Source organism: Kitasatospora sp. NPDC030952 (assembly GCF_055571335.1).
In genome coordinates this window covers 169,454-186,031 of record NZ_JBVIFM010000013.1, presented here as the reverse complement: position 1 = coordinate 186,031, position 16,578 = coordinate 169,454, and the positions used below count along the sequence as shown (strand labels likewise).

The 16,578-nt window shown below is 74.5% G+C and carries 18 protein-coding genes; 9 read left to right on the top strand and 9 right to left on the bottom strand.

The features are described from left to right. Nucleotides 1-58 precede the first annotated feature (58 nt). The 3 genes from ACZ47G_RS23140 to ACZ47G_RS23130 all read left to right on the top strand — a co-directional run bounded on the left by ACZ47G_RS23140 (nt 59) and on the right by ACZ47G_RS23130 (nt 2,625). Nucleotides 59-343 (top strand): hypothetical protein, encoded by a 285-nt coding sequence (locus ACZ47G_RS23140; RefSeq protein WP_465745486.1) that lies wholly within the window; start codon nt 59-61, stop codon nt 341-343. Between the two features lie 89 nt (nt 344-432). After that, nucleotides 433-1,227 (top strand): glycerophosphodiester phosphodiesterase, encoded by a 795-nt coding sequence (locus ACZ47G_RS23135; protein WP_465745484.1) that lies wholly within the window; start codon nt 433-435, stop codon nt 1,225-1,227. 6 nt (nt 1,228-1,233) lie between these two features. Beyond that, a complete protein-coding gene (locus ACZ47G_RS23130; RefSeq protein WP_465745482.1) occupies nt 1,234-2,625 on the top strand; it encodes an MFS transporter in 1,392 nt (463 codons plus the stop codon). 49 nt (nt 2,626-2,674) lie between these two features. Here the strand turns inward: ACZ47G_RS23130 and ACZ47G_RS23125 are convergent, their stop codons facing one another. Continuing rightward, nucleotides 2,675-3,400 carry a hypothetical protein gene (locus ACZ47G_RS23125; protein ID WP_465745480.1) on the bottom strand — a complete coding sequence of 242 codons (726 nt, stop codon included), beginning with the start codon at nt 3,398-3,400 and terminating at the stop codon, nt 2,675-2,677. 217 nt (nt 3,401-3,617) lie between these two features. On the opposite strand from ACZ47G_RS23125, the gene ACZ47G_RS23120 reads away from it, so the two are divergent. From ACZ47G_RS23120 to ACZ47G_RS23105, 4 genes are all read left to right on the top strand, one after another. After that, entirely contained in the window at nt 3,618-4,097 is a 480-nt protein-coding gene (locus ACZ47G_RS23120) for a GNAT family N-acetyltransferase (RefSeq protein ID WP_465745478.1), read from the top strand. A 181-nt stretch (nt 4,098-4,278) separates the two neighbouring features. Then, a complete protein-coding gene (locus ACZ47G_RS23115) occupies nt 4,279-5,247 on the top strand; it encodes a CAP domain-containing protein (protein WP_465745476.1) in 969 nt (322 codons plus the stop codon). 219 nt (nt 5,248-5,466) lie between these two features. Beyond that, nucleotides 5,467-7,077 carry a sigma-70 family RNA polymerase sigma factor gene (locus tag ACZ47G_RS23110; RefSeq protein ID WP_465745474.1) on the top strand — a complete coding sequence of 537 codons (1,611 nt, stop codon included), beginning with the start codon at nt 5,467-5,469 and terminating at the stop codon, nt 7,075-7,077. A gap of 202 nt (nt 7,078-7,279) precedes the next feature. Continuing rightward, nucleotides 7,280-8,014, top strand: coding sequence for a hypothetical protein (locus ACZ47G_RS23105; protein WP_465745472.1), 735 nt, complete (start codon nt 7,280-7,282; stop codon nt 8,012-8,014). Nucleotides 8,015-8,106: 92 nt separating this feature from the next. On the opposite strand, the gene ACZ47G_RS23100 is transcribed toward ACZ47G_RS23105, so the two are convergent. The 5 genes from ACZ47G_RS23100 to ACZ47G_RS23080 all read right to left on the bottom strand — a co-directional run bounded on the left by ACZ47G_RS23100 (nt 8,107) and on the right by ACZ47G_RS23080 (nt 12,450). After that, a complete protein-coding gene (locus tag ACZ47G_RS23100; protein ID WP_465745470.1) occupies nt 8,107-8,343 on the bottom strand; it encodes a hypothetical protein in 237 nt (78 codons plus the stop codon). A gap of 52 nt (nt 8,344-8,395) precedes the next feature. Continuing rightward, nucleotides 8,396-9,169: a L,D-transpeptidase family protein gene (locus ACZ47G_RS23095; RefSeq protein ID WP_465745468.1), complete on the bottom strand. Its 774-nt coding sequence runs from the start codon at nt 9,167-9,169 to the stop codon at nt 8,396-8,398. A 133-nt stretch (nt 9,170-9,302) separates the two neighbouring features. Continuing rightward, a complete protein-coding gene (locus ACZ47G_RS23090) occupies nt 9,303-10,052 on the bottom strand; it encodes a hypothetical protein (protein ID WP_465745466.1) in 750 nt (249 codons plus the stop codon). After that, the gene (locus ACZ47G_RS23085) at nt 10,039-10,563 is read right to left on the bottom strand and encodes a SigE family RNA polymerase sigma factor (protein WP_465745464.1); all 525 of its coding nucleotides are present in this window, start codon (nt 10,561-10,563) and stop codon (nt 10,039-10,041) included. The genes ACZ47G_RS23090 and ACZ47G_RS23085 overlap by 14 nt, the downstream gene beginning before the upstream one ends. A gap of 363 nt (nt 10,564-10,926) precedes the next feature. Further along, nucleotides 10,927-12,450 carry a M1 family metallopeptidase gene (locus tag ACZ47G_RS23080; RefSeq protein WP_465745462.1) on the bottom strand — a complete coding sequence of 508 codons (1,524 nt, stop codon included), beginning with the start codon at nt 12,448-12,450 and terminating at the stop codon, nt 10,927-10,929. A gap of 337 nt (nt 12,451-12,787) precedes the next feature. Here ACZ47G_RS23080 and ACZ47G_RS23075 point away from each other — a divergent pair, with 337 nt between their 5' ends. Next, nucleotides 12,788-13,669, top strand: coding sequence for a carbohydrate kinase family protein (locus ACZ47G_RS23075; protein ID WP_465745460.1), 882 nt, complete (start codon nt 12,788-12,790; stop codon nt 13,667-13,669). A gap of 6 nt (nt 13,670-13,675) precedes the next feature. Here ACZ47G_RS23075 and ACZ47G_RS23070 read toward each other — a convergent pair whose 3' ends face one another. Continuing rightward, entirely contained in the window at nt 13,676-14,197 is a 522-nt protein-coding gene (locus ACZ47G_RS23070; RefSeq protein ID WP_465745458.1) for a GNAT family N-acetyltransferase, read from the bottom strand. Between the two features lie 157 nt (nt 14,198-14,354). Between ACZ47G_RS23070 and ACZ47G_RS23065 the strand changes: the two genes are divergently transcribed. After that, nucleotides 14,355-15,338 carry a polysaccharide deacetylase family protein gene (locus ACZ47G_RS23065; protein WP_465745456.1) on the top strand — a complete coding sequence of 328 codons (984 nt, stop codon included), beginning with the start codon at nt 14,355-14,357 and terminating at the stop codon, nt 15,336-15,338. A gap of 49 nt (nt 15,339-15,387) precedes the next feature. On the opposite strand, the gene ACZ47G_RS23060 is transcribed toward ACZ47G_RS23065, so the two are convergent. Both ACZ47G_RS23060 and ACZ47G_RS23055 read right to left on the bottom strand, forming a co-directional pair. Continuing rightward, nucleotides 15,388-15,819 carry a YchJ family protein gene (locus ACZ47G_RS23060; protein ID WP_465745454.1) on the bottom strand — a complete coding sequence of 144 codons (432 nt, stop codon included), beginning with the start codon at nt 15,817-15,819 and terminating at the stop codon, nt 15,388-15,390. A 90-nt stretch (nt 15,820-15,909) separates the two neighbouring features. After that, nucleotides 15,910-16,563 (bottom strand): NADPH-dependent F420 reductase, encoded by a 654-nt coding sequence (locus tag ACZ47G_RS23055; RefSeq protein WP_465745452.1) that lies wholly within the window; start codon nt 16,561-16,563, stop codon nt 15,910-15,912. Between the last annotated feature and the right edge of the window lie 15 nt (nt 16,564-16,578).

Sequence of the window (16,578 nt, the reverse complement as noted above, 5' to 3'; positions counted from 1 at the left end):
GGTGGGCCGCCGAAGTAGCCTTGGCCGTCCGGTGGTTGATCCGAGGAGGGGAGCGGCGGTGTCGATCGCGTTCGTGCGCCGGGTGGACGGCCTGGTCTACCGCTACCGCCCGGACGGGGAGTTCAACGGCCGGCCGTCGTTCCGGCGGGTCGACCTCGATGTGTGGTGCCGCTGGCTGCCCGGGCGGGGCTGGTGCACCGTCGGCGCCGACGGGACGGCCAACGGCTGGCCGCTGTCCGGCCGCTCGGCCGGGGAGGCGTCGCCCCCGCTCGGCCCCTGGCGCAGCTGGAAGGCCGGCAGGTCCTACCTCTACGACCTGCGCCGCACCGGCGTTACTGCTTGACATGGTGCGTAATACTGTAACGCGCGCGGTCCGAGGGGCCGTCGGAACGGGCACCGCCCGCGTTCCTCCCCAGCAGCTCGGAGCACCACATGCACCCCTTCCTCGACCATCCGGGTCCGCTGGCCTTCGCCCACCGCGGGGGCGAGCTCGGCCACCCGGAGAACTCGCTGGCCGCGTTCGAGGCCGCCGTGGCGCTCGGCTACCGGTACCTGGAGACGGACGTGCACGCCACCGCCGACGGCGTGCTGGTGGCCTTCCACGACTCCCGCCTGGACCGGGTCACCGACCGCACCGGCATGCTGGCCGAACTGCCCTGGGAGAGCGTCCGACGGGCCCTGATCGGGGGCACCGAGCCGGTGCCGCTGCTGGAGGACCTGCTCGGGGCGTTCCCCGAGGCCCGCTTCAACGTGGACGTGAAGGCCGCGCCCGCCGTCGCCCCGCTGGTGGCGGCGATCCGCCGGACGAACGCCTGGGACCGGGTCTGCGTCGGTGGCTTCTCCGACAGCCGGCTCGCCGCCGTGCGCGCCGCCGCCGGCCCCCGGCTGGCCACCTCGCTGGGCCCGCGCGAGGTGGCCCGGCTGCGGCTGCGCTCCCTGGCGGGCCCGCTGCTGCCCGGCTGCGGGGCGCCGTTCGCCGGGATCTGCGCCCAGGTGCCGGAGCGGCACCGGGGGATCCCGGTGGTCGACCGGGCCTTCGTCCGGGCCGCCCACCGCCTCGGCCTGCAGGTCCACGTGTGGACTGTGGACGATCCCACACGGATCAGGGCTCTCCTCGACCTGGGTGTGGATGGCATCATGGCGGATCGCATCGACGTCCTGCGGGACGTCCTCGGCGAGCGCGGCTGCTGGACGGACGGCAGCACCGGCTCCAGCACAGTGAAATAGGAGCCCATGAGCACCACGGACCACGTGCCGGACGACGTTTCGTCGCCCCCGGCGGCAGTCGACGACGGCCGCGCCCTGCGCCGGATGCAGTTCGGCTGGTACATCAGCGACTGGGCCAACGCCGCCTTCACGACCACCGTCCTGACGGTGTTCCTCGGGCCGTACCTGACCGAGGTGGCCAGGAACGCGGCCGACGCCTCCGGCGACGTGCACCCGCTCGGCCTGTCGATCCGCGCCGGATCGTTCTTCCCGTACACCGTCTCCTTCTCCGTGCTGATCTCGGTCGCGGCGATGCTGCTGACCGGCACGGTCGCCGACCGCACCGGCCGGCACAAGGAGCTGATGTGCGGCTTCGCCTACGTCGGCGCGCTCGCCACCATGGGGATGTTCTTCCTCGACGGCGACGGCTACCTGCTCGGCGGCGCGCTGCTGGTGGTCGCCAACATCTCCTACGCGGTGTCGGTGGCGCTCTCGTACGCCTACCTCCCCGGCCTGGCCTCACCGGACGAGCGCGACAAGATCTCCTCCAAGGGCTGGGCCTACGGCTACGCCGGCGGCGGACTGCTGCTGATCGCCAACCTGGCCCTGTACGAGGGCCACGAGGCGCTCGGCCTGGCCTCCGGCACCGCCGTGCGGATCTGCCTCGCCTCGGCGGGCCTGTGGTGGGCGCTGTTCACCGTCGTCCCGATGCTGCGGCTGCCCTCCCGGGCCGGCGTCGCCCGCGAGCGCGCCGCGACCGGCCCCGACCAGCCCGCCGCCGGCAGCCTGCGCGAACTCGGCCGCACGCTCAAGGGGATGCGCGAGCACCCGCTGACGCTGCTCTACCTGGCCGCCTTCCTCTGCTACAACGACGGCATCCAGACCGTGGTCTCCCAGGCCTCGCTGTACGGCAGCGAGGAACTCGGCATGGAGCAGGGCACGCTGGTCATCGCCGTGCTGATCGTCCAGGTCGTGGCGATCGGCGGGGCGCTGCTGCTCGGCAGGATCGCCCACAGCCACGGCGCCAAGAAGACCATCCTGGGCTCGCTGGTCGGCTGGGTGATCACCCTGGCCCTCGGCTACTTCATGCCCGCCCACCAGCCCGTCTGGTTCTACGCCCTGGCCTGCATGATCGGCCTGGTGCTCGGCGGCAGCCAGGCGCTCTCCCGCTCGCTGTTCTCGCACCTGATCCCGGCCGGCAAGGAGGCCGAGTACTTCAGCCTGTACAAGGTCAGCGACCGCGGCACCAGCTGGATGGGCCCGCTGGTCTTCGGCCTCGCCTACCAGATCACCGGCAGCTACCGCTCGGCGATCATCTCGCTGCTGATCTTCTTCGTGATCGGCTTCCTGGTGCTGGCGAAGGTGCCGGTCCGCCGCGCCATCGAGGCGGTCGGCAACCCGGTGCCCGAGCGCCTCTGACCCCGCCGCTCCCGGCGCCCGGCCCGGGCACCGGGAGCCGGCCCGGGGTTCACCGGTCGGCGATCAGCCCGCCGATCTCCCGGAGGAAGTCCTCCAGGGTGCCGGCGACGAGCTCGAAGCCGCCGTCCACGGAGGCCGTGGCCGACCTCCAGACCCGCCCGGTGTGTCCGGTCGCGAACAGGTGGCCACCGCCGTCACTGCCGAAGACCAGGGGCAGCCGCTCGCCCTCGACGGCCGGGACACCGTAGTCGCGCAGCTGCGCCGTGACCGTCTCCGGCGCATGGATGAAGTAGCCGTTGTCGACGTCCGGCAGGGACGCCCCGGCGAGCGCCCGGTGGAGCGTGGCCAGATCGGCGGGGAGCGGCAGCAGTTCGGCGAGCGCGTCCGCGGCCCGGAGGCTGTGCGCCGTGGCGGGGGCCAGCGCGTTCTCGCCGGGCGGGAAGCCGTACCGCTCGGCGAAGGAGCGGGTGAACCCGGCGAGGGCCGCCTCGGTCTCCGCGCACCAGGTGCGGAGCCACTCCGGGTCGAGCCGGGGGCCGGGCAGCGGCGTGGCATCGCCGAGGCTGACGGTGACGGAGCGGCGCCACCCGCCGGGGCCGGGTTCCGCCCCGTCCCGCTCCGCCGCCTCCCGCTCCCGGAGGGCCGCCAACTCCCGGGCGCCCATCGCGCGCAGCCGCGCCTCGCCCTCCTCGTCGGCCTTCTCGGAGCCCGGGTAGAGGATGATGAACCGGCCTCCGTTCTCGTCCTCCCAGGTGTGGCTCTGGTACTCCGTCATCGGCTCGTCCACCGCAGGGAACCTCCGCTCCGTGCCATCGGGGTGACCCACGGTAGGGGATGGGCCCCGGCGCGGGAAAGCGCTTCACCCTCCCGGGTGGGCCCGCGCCCGCCGGACTGGAGTACTGACGGGTGGTTGTTGGCCGCGACGGCGGTCGGCGGGCGCCCGACGGGGCGTCATGCTGGGCGGGTCCGTCCGACCTAGCGAGGAGACAGAGTTGAGCAGCGCCGCCGCGAACCGTTGGAGCATCGGCGTGCCGGAGGCCGGGGACTACCCGCGCTGGCGCGAACTGTTCCGCGGGTACTGCGAGTTCTACCGGGTGCCGATGCCGGAGCAGAAGGCCGAGCTGGTGTGGTCCTGGCTGAACGACCCGGCGCACGAGCTGGAGGCGCTGCTGGCCCGGGACGCCGACGGGACGCCGGTCGGGTTCGCGCACTTCCGGCCGTTCTCCCGGCCGCTGCACGGCGCGGTCGGCGGCTTCCTGGACGACCTGTTCGTGGCGCCCGAGGTGCGCGGCGGCGGGGCGGTGGACCAACTGCTGGCCCGGCTGCGGGAGGTCGCCGCCGAGCGCGGGTGGAACACGATGCGCTGGATCACGTCGGACGACAACCACCGGGCGCGCAGCAAGTACGACCAGGTCGCCACCCGGACGATGTTCGTCACGTACGACATGGCCCCGGAGGACACCGCCCGCTGAGCCCGCCGGTCCCGCCGTTCCGGCCTGCCGGGCCCGTTCGGGACCCGACTCGGACGAGCGATCGGGTCGCGTGACCAAGTCGCCGGACATTCGTTCGGACTTTCTGTTATCGGCGTTCCGCCGGGGGGTCTCCCAGGTGTCGGCACCCGACCAGCCGACCTGGACAGAAAGCAGTGGCGACGTGAACAGCGACGACAGGACGACCATCATCCCGGTGAACGGCAGCGGGAGCGGCGGCCACGGCCGCACGGGTGGCCGGGCCGCGCGGCGGGCGGCCGAGCGGCATGCCGGCCGTGGCCGTCGGGGGCGCAGGCGCGGCGCGTTCCTGCCGGTGACCGCGGTGGTCGCCGCGGTGGCCGGGACGGGCCTGATCGCCGCACTGGCCGGGGCCGGGTACGCCGCGTACGGCGGCAAGCAGGCCGACCGCGACCTCGCCGGCCAGTCGACCGCGGCCGATTCGCTGATCGCCGCCGAACTCGGAACCCACGAGGGCATCCAGGTGCCGGGCGCCGGGGCAGCGGGCCCCGTGGGCGCCGGGGCCGGTTCGGGCAGCCCGACGGCGACGGACCCGGCGGCCAACCCGAGCGCGACCGCCACCGCGACCGCCACCGCCTCGCCGACGGCCCCGCCCACCGCCACGGCGAGCGCGACCGCCCGGCCCACCGCCACCACGAAGCCGAGCCCGACGGCCGCCCGCCCGACCACCAACGGCGCCGCGGTCGCCGCCCAGCGGGCCGCCGCCGCACCGGCGGGCGGCGGACCGAACGCCTCGTACGCCCAGCAGGTCGTGGACCTGGTCAACGCCGAGCGCGCCAAGGCCGGTTGCGGCCCGGTCAGCGCCGATGCCCGGCTGGCCGGCGCGGCCCAGTCGCACAGCGACGACATGGCCGACCGCAACTACTTCGACCACGCCAGCCCGGAGGGCTACCACGCCGACCACCGGATCGAGGCGGTCGGCTACCGCTGGAGCACCTGGGGCGAGAACATCGCCCGGGGGCAGAAGGACCCGGCGGCGGTGATGGAGTCCTGGATGAACAGCCCGGGCCACCGCGCCAACATCCTGAACTGCGCGTTCAAGCAGCTCGGGGTGGGTGTGCGGACGGGGGCCGACGGCCCGTGGTGGACCCAGGTGTTCGCCGCTCCGGCCTGATCCGCCCCGCCTTCGCGCCCCGCCACCGCGCCCCGCCTTCGCGCCCCGCCGCCGAGCCCCGCCTCCGCCCCTCGTTCCGCCTCCGCCGGTGGCCGGTACTCCCGGCCACCGGGAAGTCCGATTTTCCGATTCCGCGCACATTGTTGTTATCTGATCACTCCCCACAGGTCTCCGAGGAGGCAGCGGCGGACGGAAACACGGCAAGACGGAGTGCGGACCATGAACGCTGATGTGCAGAACAGGACCGGGGCGACCCTGGTGCTCGCGGCGCAGGCAGGTGACCGGCAGGCCCAGGAGGCCCTGGTCGCCGCCTGGCTGCCGCTCGTCTACAACGTGGCCGGCCGTGCCCTGCGCGGCCACGCCGACGTGGACGACGTCGCCCAGGAGACCATGATCCGTGCCCTGGACGGTCTGGACGGGCTCCGCGACCCGGAGTCCTTCCGGTCCTGGCTGGTCGCCATCACCATGAACCAGGTCCGCCGCCGCCACGCCGCCGGGCAGCAGCAGCCCATCGTCGGCGGCCTGGACGAGACCTGGGAGGTCCCCGACCCCCGGGCCGACTTCACCGACCTCACCATCCTGCGCCTCGGCCTGTCCGGCCAGCGGCGCGAGGTGGCCGAGGCGACCCGCTGGCTGGACCCGGACGACCGCGAACTGCTCGCCCTGTGGTGGCTGGAGGCCAGTGGCGAACTCACCCGCGCCGAACTCGCCGAGGCCCTGGACCTGACCCCGCAGCACGCCGCCGTGCGCGTCCAGCGGATGAAGAAGCAGCTGGAGGCCGGCCGGGTCGTCGTCCGCGCCCTCGGCGCCTACCCGCGCTGCCCCGAACTCACCGAGGTCACCACCGGGTTCGACGGCACCCCGAACTCGGTCTGGCGCAAGCGGATCGCCCGGCACATCCGCGGCTGCGCCAGCTGCGACGGCCTCGGCCGGGACCTCTTCCCCGCCGAAGGGCTGCTGGCCGGCCTCGCGATGGTGCCGATCCCGTCGGCCTCGCCCGCGCTGCTGCACCTCCAGCACACGGCGGCCACCGCCGCGCACTCGGCCGCCACCGCGCACTCGGCCGCCGCCGGCAGCGGTGCGGGCGCGACGGGTGCGGGTTCCGGTGCGGGCACTGGTTCGGGCGCCGGTGCCGCCACCGGCGGTGGTGCGCACGGCGGTTGGGCCGGCGCCGCCGCCCGCAAGGCCGTCCTGGCGGGCGGCGCGGCCGCCGCCGTGGCCGTCACCACGCTGGCCCTGGTCTGGACGAACCCCAGCGAGCCGCCGAGCGCGGCGGCCCCCGAGCCCACCGCCCCGGCCGCCGCCCCGGACACCCCGGCGGCCCTCCTCGCGACCCCGTCCGCCACCCCCACGCCCACCCCGACGCCGACCCCCACCGACACCCCGACCGCGACGCCGACGCCCTCGCCGACCGCGTCCCGCCCGACCCCCGCCGCGCCGCAGCCCAACCCGGAGCGGCAGCTGGTGGACCTGGTCAACGCCGAACGGGCCAAGGCGGGTTGTGCCCCGCTGCGGATCGACCCCCGACTGCACAACTCGGCCCAGAAGCACGCCGACGACATGGCCGCCCGGGGCTTCTTCGACCACGTCAACCCCGACGGCGTCCGCGCGGACGCCCGGATCACCGCGGCCGGCTACCGCTGGTCCCAGTGGGGCGAGAACCTCGACCGTGGACCGACCACGGCGGCGAGCGTCTTCGCCCGCTGGATGGACGGCGGCATCCACCAGTCCAACATGCTCGACTGCGGCTTCAAGGACATCGGCGTCGGCGTCGCCGCCGGCCCGGCCGGCACCCTGTGGACCCAGGACCTCGGCGCCCCGCTGTCCTGACCCTGACCGGCTGAGCCGCCGGGGCCGACCCCCGGCGGCTCCGGCGGTGTCGGGAGCGTGTTTCCGGCCAACCTTTGATGTGGTCATGCTGGCCGTATTGGAGCGTTCCAATTCTTGCTAGGGTCGCACCGGCTCCAACGTCCAGTGCCCGCACGGCCGTTCGTGCGGGGCCGGACAGCCCTGTCGATTGGACTGGTGTGAAGTGAACAGACTGCGTCACCGACTGCTGGACCGCTCGTCGTTCGCCGCCCTCCGGGGCCGACTCGCCGCCGTGGCGGGGGTGGTGGCCCTGCTGGCGGCCGTCCTCACCGGCACCACCGCCGGAACCGCCGCCGCCGCACCCGCGATACCCGCCGCACCCGCCGCACCCGCCGCCGGGCCCGGCTGGATCTGCCGGGGTGCGCCCGTGACCCCGGGCTACGTCCTCACCATGCACACCAACAGCGGCTGCAACGGCGCCGGCATGTGGTACCAGCAGCCCGTCCGGGACGGCATCTGGACCTGCGCCACCTCGCCGATCCCCGCCGGGTACGTGCTCTCCGGCCACAACCCCACCGGCTGCGACGGCTACGACTCCTGGTACATGCGGCTGCCCGTGGACGGCCTCTGGACCTGCGGCACCTCGCCCATCCCGCCCGGCTACGTGCTCACCCAGCACGCCGGCAACGGCATGGGCTGTGCCAACATCGACGCCTGGTTCATGCAGCAGGTCCGGGACGGCATCTGGACCTGTGCCGGCTCGCCGATCCCGCCCGGCTACATCAACACCAACCACCAGGTCCCCGGCTGCGGAGGCATCGGCTCCTGGTTCATGCAGCTCGCCCGCCCCGGCCTGTGGATCTGCCCGTACACGCCCGTACCGGCCGGCTACCACACCACCACCTACAACAGCGGCTACTGCGGCGGGCTGGGAGCCTGGCTCCTCGTGCGCAACTGACCCCGGACCGGCTCGGGGAGGGGGACCGCACAGCGGCGCGCCCATCCCCTCCCCGAGCCGAAAGGCCACACGCCTTGGGGCTCGGGGAGGGCCTAGGCAGGGGTGACCGGCACCAGGCCGTCCGCCGAGCCGGTCACGTACCCGGTGGCCTGGCCGACCACGCCGCCCGCGTCCCCGACCTGTCCGGGCGCCGAGTCCGGCGCTCCGACCACCGGCCCGGGCATCCCCTCCTGGCCGCCGACCGCGCTGGCGTGGGCACTGGGAGCGGTCAGGGAGGCGACCACGCCGACGGCGAGCGAGGCGACGGCGAGCATGCTGCGCTTCTTCATGGCCGGTCCAACGACGCTGCGCCGCAAGGGTTACGGTCGCCACCGGCGCGTTTCAGCGGGCCAGCGCCCCGGCGTCCCCCATCACCACCACCGGGTGCAGCGCCGGATCGAGCGCCAGCAGCAGTTCCCGCATCCGGTCGGTGGTCATGCTGACGCAGCCGTGGGTCGGCCCGCCGTGGTCGACGTGCAGCCAGATCCCGCCGCCGTACCCGCTGCCGCGCGGGCGGCGGGAGTCGAGCGGGGTGGAGCCGGGGACGCGGTTGTAGTCGATGGCGACCACGTAGTCGAAGGAGCCGGCCAGTGGCTCTCCCTCGAACCCGGTGCCGGGCATCACGAAGGCGTCGGACCGGTTGTACCGCAGCCGGCTGCCCGGGTCGGGCAGCCGCCCGCCCGCGTCGGTGAGGGTGAACACCCCGATGGGGGAGCGCAGATCGCCCTGGCGATGGTCGGCGGTCCAGCCCTTCAGGGCGTTGCGGGTCGGCCAGGTGGGCCCGGCGAGCCAGCCGTCGCCGTCGTCGCGGTAGAGGACGGCGTGCCCGGTCGAGGCGTCCGGCCCGTCACCGGTGACCACCAGCACCTGGCGCGTCCCGGCCGGTATCGCACTGAGCAACTGAGCGCCCACGCCGGGGACTCGGCGCGGCAGCTCGGGCGGAGCGGGCCGTGCGGCCACCATCGCGGCGGGGGCGGACGCCGGCGCGGAGTCGGGCACCGAGTCCGGTGCTGAAACCGGCGCGGGGGAGGCCGCGGTGGACGGCCCGGGGGCCTCGGGAGCGCAGCCCACCAGGAGCAGCGCCAGCCCCACGAGGGCGCGACGGGGTAGGGACATGGCGTTTCCGTTTCGTGACGAGGCCGGGAGCGGCGAAGGGGCGAGGAGGTGACGCGGCGCGGGAGGTCCAGCGGAGCGGGCGGCAGATCAGCGGGAGACCAGCGGGAGATCAGCGGGGGCGCTCAGCGGAGGATCAGCGGGGGACCGACCGGATCGAGTCGAGCACCTGCTGCACCTGCCGCAGGGTCGACTCCGAGGGTTGCAGGGCGCAGGCCGTCAGCTCGACCAGGACGCTGCCCTTGAGGGTGACGCTCCGCTGACCGACGAGCTCCCGGGAGCCGTTGCGGGCCGAGCAGTCCTTGTCGACCGGGGTGTCCGTCATGCCGAGGGTCGTCGTCCCGTACGGCTTCCCGGGCCGGTTCGACGCGTCGACCAGCCGCAGGGTGACCAGCACCCGGTCCGGGGCCATCGTGGGGGCCGGTGCGCCGCAGGGGGCGGTCTCGCCCGGGCAGGGGGCCTTGGGGTCGAACGGCCGGTTGGCCAGGTACCCGATGGCCCGCTGCGGGTCACCGGCGACGGGCTCCGCGAACCAGCCGGGCGGCAGGGTGGCGGCCAGGCCGTCGACCGAAGGGAAACGGACCAGACCGTCCGCCCCCGTGGGTGAAGGGGTGGCCGTGACCGTCGGCTGTCCGGCCGGCCCCTGTTCCGGACCGGGCCCCGGAGCGATCGCGGGTGCGGCGGCGATCGCGGCGGCGACCAGCCCGCCGGCCAGCCCGAGCCCGACTCCGACGGTCCGCCGTCGCTGCCTGCTCCGGGCGGCTCGGGCGAACACCCGCTCCATCCGGTCCTCGGGCGCGGCCAGGGCCGGTACGGCCTCCCGCAGGAGCACGCGCAGTTCGTCCTCGGCGCCTCCGGCACCGTCCCACCGGTCAGCCCCGTTCACGGCTTCCCCCGTCCAGCAGCAGTTCCCGGGCCGGCAGCCGTCCGCGCAGGGTGGCCAGCGCCCGGTGCGACTGGCTCTTGACCGTGCCGGTGCTGCAGCGCAGCACCTCGGCCGTCTCCTCCACACTGAGGTCCTCGAAGAAGCGCAGCACCACCACGGCCCGCTGACGCGGGGGCAGCGCCCGGACGGCTTCGGCGACCACCTGGCCGACCACCACGTCCTCGTAGGGGTCGGTCCGGGCGGCGGCCGGTTCCGGCAGCTCGCCGTGCGGCAGTTCCCCGGTCCAGCGCCGCCGCCACCAGGAGACATGGCTGTTGACCATGACCTTCCGCAGGTAGGCCTCGGGCCGTTCGAGGGCGATCCGCTCCCAGCGGGGCCAGACCTTGGCGAGTGCGGTCTGCAGCAGGTCCTCGGCCTGGTGCGGGTCCCCGGTCAGCAGCCAGGCCGTGCGCAGCATCTTGGGGGCGCAGGCGGCGACGAACTCCGTGAAGTCCGGTGTCGCGTCCGTCATCCTGCTGCCGCCCCTGCGCCTGCCATGATCCCCGTACCGTTCCCGTCAGCCGTGGCGGCCCGGCGGGCCGCGTTCTCGTGGGTGTCGTTCTCACGGCTGCTGAACGCGATGGGCGATACAGCGGGTTGCCTCCCGACCGCGAATATTTTCGCAGGTAGTGTCCGGGGGCGGTGGAGGAGGGTGGACGGCCCGCGTGCCGGCCGGGGCTAGGCCGGGCGGCAGGCGGGCCGTGGGGTCCACCATGGCCCGCCCCGCCCCGGACGGCCAGGGGCGCACGGGGGCGCCCGGACGCGCAGTGCGGCGCGATCCGGCGGGCGAATGGCGGCAGAGCGTACGAAAGCCGATCAGAGCCCGCGAAGCGCGTCAGACCGTCCCCGATCCCTCCGGTGCGCCGGGCCCGAGCGGTCGTGCGCCGGCGGGCGGGGTGGTGGTCACCGGCGTCACCGTCCAGTCCGGGTGCCCGGGCATCGGCGGGGTGCGCCGCCCGTAGAGCCAGTCGTCCAGGAAGCCGCGCAGGTCCTGGCCGGACACGTCGGAGGCGGTGCGCACGTAGTCCCGGGTGCTGGCGTTGCCGTACCGGTGCTCGCGCAGGAAGGTGCGCTCGATCCGGTCGAAGGTCTCCGGGCCGACCTTCTCCCGCAGGGCGTAGAGCACCAGGGCGCCGCCGGTGTAGCGCTGGTCGTCGAAGAGGTTCGCGGCGGTGGGGGAGGCGACCGGGCCGGAGTCGTGCCGCCACTGGTCGGCGAGGCCGTAGAGCCGGCGCATCCGGGCGACCAGGGTGGTGTCGCCCCAGGCGTCGGGCCAGCCGCGCTCGTAGCGGTAGGCGAGGCCGTAGAAGTCGGCGTGGCCCTCGTTGAGCCACAGGTCGGCCCAGGTGGCGGGGGTGACGCTGTCGCCGAACCAGGAGTGCACCAGCTCGTGCATCATGTGCGAGCCGATCTTCGGCTCGGGCTGGCGCAGGAAGCCCGGCTTGTAGAGGGTGAGCGTCTGGGTCTCCAGCCCGGTGAAGGCGAAGGCCGCCGGATCGTCGGTGTCGGCCGGCAGGATGCCGTAGGACTCGAACGGGAACGGACCCAAGTGGCTTTCGGCCCAGTCGATTTGGTCAGCGGTGAGGTCGAGGGCCGGGGCGAGGTCGGCGACCCGCGCGGTCGGGACGACGTCGCGCAGCGGCAGGCCGTGCGGCCCGGGGCGCTCGCGGACGGTGTAGTCGCCGACGGACACCTGGACGAGCTCGGTGGCCATCGGCTCGCGGGAGACGTACCGCCGGGTGGTGCGGCCGTCGCCGAGCGGTTCGGTCTCCGTCAGCTCCCCGTTGGCGACGCCGCGCAGCGCGTCGGGGGCGGTGACCGCGATGGTGAACCGGGCCTTGTCGCCGGGGTGGTCGTTGCAGGGGAAGACGGTGTGCGTGCCGGCGGGCTGGCCGGCCACCGCGAAGCCGTCCGGGGTGGGCACCCAGCCGGTGTGCGGCAGCGCGGCGCGCGGGTCGGCGGAGTACTCGACGGCCAGCCGGGCGGTGGCGCCGCGGTGCAGCGGGTGCGCCGGGGTGACGGTCAGCTTCTCGTCGTGGACGGCGAACCGGGCCGGGCGCCCGTCGACCCGGACGGCGCGCACGTTCAGCCCGAGCGCGTCCAGCGACAGCGAGGCGAGCGTCCGGTCGAGCCGAGTGGTGATCACCGCGCCGGCGTCCACGGTCCGGGTGTCGGCCCGGTACTCGAAGGACAGGTCGTAGGCCAGGGCGCGGTACCCGGTGTTGCCGAGCGAGGGGAAGACCGGATCGCCCAGCCCGTCCGTGGCGGTGGCCGGCGGGGCGGCGGCGGACAGCAGCGCCGCGCTGAGCACGAGCACCGGGACGAGAGCGGTACGGGGCCTGAGCAGGGTGATCACCACTTCGGGAGCCGGGACCGGGGCGGCGGAGCGCCGGTACGTGGACGACGCACCGGACAGACCCTAGTGGACCGTCAGCTCCCGCCGGCGGGATTCGACCCGACCGGGGACGAGACGGGGCGCGACACGAGGCCGTCCCCCGGACGGCTCACGGTGCTGGCGGCGCCCCCGGGCCGGGCCTAGTGTTCGTAGTGCTTCGTCCCCTGACGGACGAGGTCACGGCCGTCGGAGAACCTGGCCAGGTCCGGCGGCCGTACTCATGTGCCCGGACGGCTCCGGACACACCCCGTAGGCTGGCGCCCCGCACACCGCCCGCCCACCGGACGCCAGGAGCCGCCGAGTGACCAGCCCCGCCGCACCCCTCCTGGTGATCGGCGAGTGCGTCGCCGACATCGTCCGTACGGACGGCGCCCCCGATCTGGTCCACCCCGGCGGCAGCCCGGCCAACCTCGCGTACGGCCTGGCCCGGCTGGGCCACCCGGCGGTGCTGCTCACCGAGTTGGGGCCGGACGCCAACGGGCGGCTGATCCGTACGCACCTGGAGTCGGCGGGTGTGGTGGTCCGGGCCGCCGAGGTGGCGCGGACGCCCTCGGCGGTGGTGCGGCTGGACGGGCAGGGGCGGGCCGAGTACACCTTCGACATCGGCTGGACGCTGCCGCCGACCGAACTGCCCGCCGCCCCCGCCGCGATCCACCTGGGCTCGATCGGCGCGGTCACCGAACCGGGCGCCGCCGCGGTGCTCGCCCTGGTGGAGCGCTGGCGCGACCGGGCCGCGGTCAGCTACGACCCCAATGTGCGCCCCGCGCTGATGGGCGAGCGGGCGGAGGCCGTCCGCCGGGTCGAGCGCTGGGTGGCACTGAGCGACCTGGTCAAGGCGAGCGACGAGGACCTCGACTGGCTCTACCCGGGCGAGCCCGCGGAGGCGGTCGCCGAGCGCTGGCTGGCCCTCGGCCCGGCCGTGGTCGCCGTCACCCTGGGCGCGGAGGGCGCGTTCGCGCTCACCGCCGAGGGGCGCCGGGAGCGGGCGGCGGCCGTCCCGGTGGTGGTCGCGGACACCGTCGGCGCCGGCGACTCCTTCATGGCCGCCTTCCTGCACGCCCGAACCTCCGGCGCCGACCTCGCCGACTGCCTCACCCGGGCGGTGACCGCCGCCGCCCTCACCGTCTCCCGGCCGGGCGCCAACCCGCCCTCGGCCGCCGAACTGGCGGCGGCCCTGGCCTGAGATCCGTCAACTCCCGAGCCGGGCGGCCTCGGTGAGGTCCTTGCCGTACCAGACCTCGGCGTAGGGCCCGGTGTCGCCGTACGCCGGGATCTCCCGGTAGCCGTTGCGCAGGTAGAGGGCGCGGGCCTCGACCAGGTCGAGGCGGGTGTCCAGGACGATCCGCTCGGCGCCCAGTGAGCGGGCGGCCTCGTCGACGGCGGCGAGCAGCCGGGCGCCACCGCCGGTGCCGCGCATGCCGGGGCGGACGAAGACCCGGGTGAGCTCGACGGTGGTGGCGTCGAGGCGGCGCAGCCCGGCGCAGGACTGGGCCGCGCCGTGGTGGCGGCCGAGCAGGAACACGCCGGTGGGGGCGGCCAGGTCGTCGCTGGGGGTGTCGGCGAGGCCGGACTCCAGCTCCTCCGGGGTGCCCTCGCGGCCCAGGTGGAGGCGGTAGTAGCGGTTGGCCACGTCGTAGTAGTACTCGCGCAGCAGTTCGGTGGCCTCGGGGGTGTTCACATCGGCCGAGGTCACGGTCCAGGGGTCGGTCATGCGCGCATGATCCGTTTCCGGGTGCCGCGGCCGCAAAGGGTTTTCGGGCCGGCCGCCGCGGATTCGGCAAAGGAACGGCAAGGCGGGCGGCGTGCCGTTGCCCCGGGCGAGTGACGGGAGGTTGGCGGGGGCGCCCGGCGGGGGAGCAGTAGCAGCTATGAACGGACCATCAGTTTGTCGCATTAATGGGGATCTGAGGCGAGGTCAGCAGCGGAGCGGCGCACGCACCGGACTGCTGGCCGCCGTCTGCCTCACCGCCGTGGTCACCGGCTGCGCCGGCCCCGCCGCCCAGCCGAAGCCCGCCCCGGCCGCCGGAGCACCCGCCGCCGGAGCCGCCGCCCCGCCCGAGGCCGTCCCGGTGCGGCTCCCCGGCCTGGCCCGCCAGGAGGAGGAGACCAGCGGCGAGGCCGCGGCCCGCCAGGAGAACGCGGCCCGCGCCGCCGTGGAGACCGCGCAGCGCTGGGGCCTGGACCGCCCGCCGCTGAAGGCCCCGCCCCGCCCGGCGACCAGGGCCGCGCTCACCCCGGTCCAGGGCGTCAAGCTGAAGGACGGCCGCCCGCCCGTGGTGTTCCGGGTGCCGACCCAGGACAAGGTGGTCTTCCTGACCATCGACGACGGCTTCGAGAAGGACCCGGAGTTCTCCCGGATGGCCCAGGAACTGGGCATCCCGGTCAGCGCCTTCCTCTCCGACTACCTGGTCCGCGACAACTACGGCTACTTCCGGGACCTGCACAAGCAGGGCGTGGAGATCAACAACCACACCATCAACCACCGCAACCTCAAGGTCCTCGACTACGAGACCCAGCGCCAGGAGATCTGCAACCAGCAGGACCAGCTGGAGCAGCAGATCGGCGTCCGCCCCCGGCTCTTCCGGCCCCCGTACGGCGAGTACAACGACGACACCCTGCGCGCGGCCGCCTCCTGCGGCGTCCAGGCGGTGCCGCTGTGGAACGAGGAGGCCTTCCCGGACCACATGGAGTGGCGCTACGACGACCGCAAGCTCCACCCGGGCGACATCATCCTCACCCACTTCCGGGGCGTCTCCGACTGGAAGGCCACCATGCCGGACCTGCTGCGCAAGGTGGTCAACGACGTCACCGCGGCCGGCTTCTCGCTGGGCCGGCTGGACGACTACCTGTAGGGCCAGGGTGTGTCGGGCCCGCCACGGCCGGCGCCCGTCGGCGGGAGCCTCAGCCGAGCGAGAGGGCGTCCAGGTACACCCAGGCGCCCTCGTGCCGCACGAACCGGCTGTGCTCGCTGAGCACGCCCTGCTCGCCGCCCTCGGCCCAGTGCGCCCGGAAGGCGACCGTGCCCTCGGCGTGGAAGGCGCCGCCCTCGCTGGTGGAGACCACCTCCAGCGCGGTCCAGCGCAGCGCCGGGTCGAAGTCCACCTCGGCGGGCCGGGTGTCCGGGTGCCAGGTGCGCAGCAGGTAGGCCTCGTCCTGGGCGGCGAAGGCGCTGAACCGGGAGCGCATCAGCGACTCGGCGGTGGTGGCCTTCGCCTGGCCGCGGTGCAGTCGGCCGCAGCAGTCGCCGTAGGTGGCGGGCAGGCCGCACGGGCACGGGGAGGACGGCAGCAGCCGGGGAGCGGCGGGGCGGGGCGCGGAACGACGTCGGGACATGCCGTCCATTGTCCCCCACGGTCGGGAGGCCACGGCCGGGAGGCCCATGAAGGGCCCGCCCCTCCCGGTGGAGGGGCGGGCCCGGTCCCGCTACGCGGGGCGCCGGAAGGAGTAGTTGAACTCGGCGTTGCCGAAGTGGCCCATCATCCGGAGCCAGAACGGCATCATCATCTCGGTGGCCCGGGCGCCGGTGATGTCCCCGAGGTCGACGATCCACTCGGCCGGCCAGCCGAACTCGCCCAGCAGCGCGACCGTCTGGGCCTTGGCCCCGGCGTCGTTCCCGGCGATGAACAGGTTGTGCTCACCGGCCAGCTTCCCCGGCGCGACCATCAGCTCGCAGTTCAGCGTGTTGAGCGCCTTCACCACCCGGGCCCCGGGGAACTCGCGCTGGATCTGCTCGCCCACGCTGTCGGTGTTCACCGGCGCGAGGGTGACGCCCTCGGGGCCGAACACCAGCGGGTTGGAGACGTCGATCAGCAGCTTCCCGGCGAGGTGCTCGGCCCCGGCCGCGCGCAGCGCCGCCAGCGAGACCGTCCCGCCGGTGGCGTTCAGCACCACCTCGCCGAAGGCCGCCGCCTCGGCGAAGGTCCCGGCGCCGCCGGCGGGGCCGGCCTGCTCGGCCCAGGCCCGCCCCTTCTCGTTGTCCTTGGTGCGGGAGCCCAGGGTCACCTGGTGGCCGAGTGAGACCAGCTTGCTCGCCAGGGTCTGCCCGACCGTGCCGGTGCCGATGATTCCGATGCGCATGGTTCCCCGTTCGTC

Bases quoted from the DNA above. Each gene is read 5' to 3' on its own strand.
- ACZ47G_RS23070 (WP_465745458.1), bottom strand. From the start codon at position 14,197: ATGACCGACCCCTGGACCGTGACCTCGGCCGATGTGAACACCCCCGAG.
- ACZ47G_RS23055 (WP_465745452.1), bottom strand. From the start codon at position 16,563: ATGCGCATCGGAATCATCGGCACCGGCACGGTCGGGCAGACCCTGGCG.
- ACZ47G_RS23085 (WP_465745464.1), bottom strand. From the start codon at position 10,563: ATGACGGACGCGACACCGGACTTCACGGAGTTCGTCGCCGCCTGCGCC.
- ACZ47G_RS23110 (WP_465745474.1), top strand. From the start codon at position 5,467: ATGAACGCTGATGTGCAGAACAGGACCGGGGCGACCCTGGTGCTCGCG.
- ACZ47G_RS23060 (WP_465745454.1), bottom strand. From the start codon at position 15,819: ATGTCCCGACGTCGTTCCGCGCCCCGCCCCGCCGCTCCCCGGCTGCTG.
- ACZ47G_RS23130 (WP_465745482.1), top strand. From the start codon at position 1,234: ATGAGCACCACGGACCACGTGCCGGACGACGTTTCGTCGCCCCCGGCG.
- ACZ47G_RS23095 (WP_465745468.1), bottom strand. From the start codon at position 9,169: ATGTCCCTACCCCGTCGCGCCCTCGTGGGGCTGGCGCTGCTCCTGGTG.
- ACZ47G_RS23125 (WP_465745480.1), bottom strand. From the start codon at position 3,400: ATGACGGAGTACCAGAGCCACACCTGGGAGGACGAGAACGGAGGCCGG.
- ACZ47G_RS23135 (WP_465745484.1), top strand. From the start codon at position 433: ATGCACCCCTTCCTCGACCATCCGGGTCCGCTGGCCTTCGCCCACCGC.
- ACZ47G_RS23100 (WP_465745470.1), bottom strand. From the start codon at position 8,343: ATGAAGAAGCGCAGCATGCTCGCCGTCGCCTCGCTCGCCGTCGGCGTG.
- ACZ47G_RS23065 (WP_465745456.1), top strand. From the start codon at position 14,355: ATGAACGGACCATCAGTTTGTCGCATTAATGGGGATCTGAGGCGAGGT.